Genomic DNA, 1,246 nt, shown 5'->3' on the forward strand with positions numbered 1-1,246 from the left:
TGGCCAGTAATGAATCGTTTCATCTTCATGAACATCCGTTAATTAGTGATACTTAATTAACGTTTGAGGGTGCTTAGGTGTTTACAAAAACAGGGAGATTATTGGGGGTTTTTACACAGCCTCGGTCGAACTGCGCCAGCGGTGTTGAGTTGAGGCGAACGACTGCAAGTTACCCAATTAGAAGCATTAGGATAGATCAGCGCTAGGTGTGCCAATGGCTAGCTCAGTAAGTCCCTTGGCTCAAATTGCCTATCACCAAGGGAATAAGGGAGTCTAAATTTCTTTTGACATGCTGCCTCTAGTGGGTAGCAAGTCAATGGGGCCTTCGGGTCATTTCTATAGGTTGGATTGCAACGCATACACACTCTCAAGGGTATATTAGTTATAATCCGATTAACTAATATAACTTTGCGCTTTAGGATATAAGAATGAAAAATTTTAAAAAACTACTAATGGTTGCAGTGTTTACATTAGGTGCTCAAATGAGCATTGGAGTGGCGCAAGCCCAAACTAACTACAACTTTGATGTGGGTATTTACACGACTCCTGTCCCTTCAGGTCAAGGATATACACCATTTTCGTCAACTTATATTGGAAGTTTAGACTTTGTAGCAGCTGGAAATCTGGTTGGTGGAAACATTGTTCTTTCAAATCCGACCTCAGCAACTTTTGGTAAAGTTGATCCTGCATCATTCAACCCATATCCGTTTACTCCAAGCTATACCCAAAGTTATGCCGTGACTAATCTGCAGGGTAACTTTGGCTCACTGAATAGCGGAATATATGCTTCATTTGACCCTTCGTCTGGAGATTCCTCCTACCCAGGAGTCGTTAGCTATGGAAATATGTACTCAGCCTTGTCGTTTACGGCAAATGGTAAAAACTACATTATTAATTCGGATCCTTCGAAATTTTATTCTTCCATGGGAACTAGCGATAGCACGCCAATCTCTGGATACACCTATGCTTACACACCTGCTGGCGCCCCAGAAATCGATGGCTCACTTGCACCTAAGGTTGGATTCTTGCTTGGATGTTTATTCTTGATGTTCGGACGCAAGAAGCAAAATACTGAACCCATGATGACTGCTTAAGTCACTCAAATCTGATCATACTAAAACCACCTTCGTGAACTGACCCCCAAAAGTTGGACATCAAGTCCAACCAAGGGGGTTTTGTTTTATGAGCAAATACAGTAAGCAGTTCAAACTAAAGGTAGTTAAGGAGTTTTTAAAGTCTGGTGGCC

At 42.0% G+C, this 1,246-nt stretch carries 1 protein-coding gene; it reads left to right on the plus strand.

All coding sequences use genetic code 11. From position 1 onward, the window contains the following. The first annotated feature begins 428 nt into the window (after window positions 1–428). On the plus strand, window positions 429–1,094 hold the full coding sequence (locus ICN37_RS08475) for a hypothetical protein (RefSeq protein ID WP_216156671.1): 666 nt from the start codon (window positions 429–431) through the stop codon (window positions 1,092–1,094). Window positions 1,095–1,246 lie beyond the last annotated feature (152 nt).

The sequence above is a fragment of the Polynucleobacter sp. P1-05-14 genome (assembly GCF_018881675.1).
GTDB lineage: Bacteria > Pseudomonadota > Gammaproteobacteria > Burkholderiales > Burkholderiaceae > Polynucleobacter.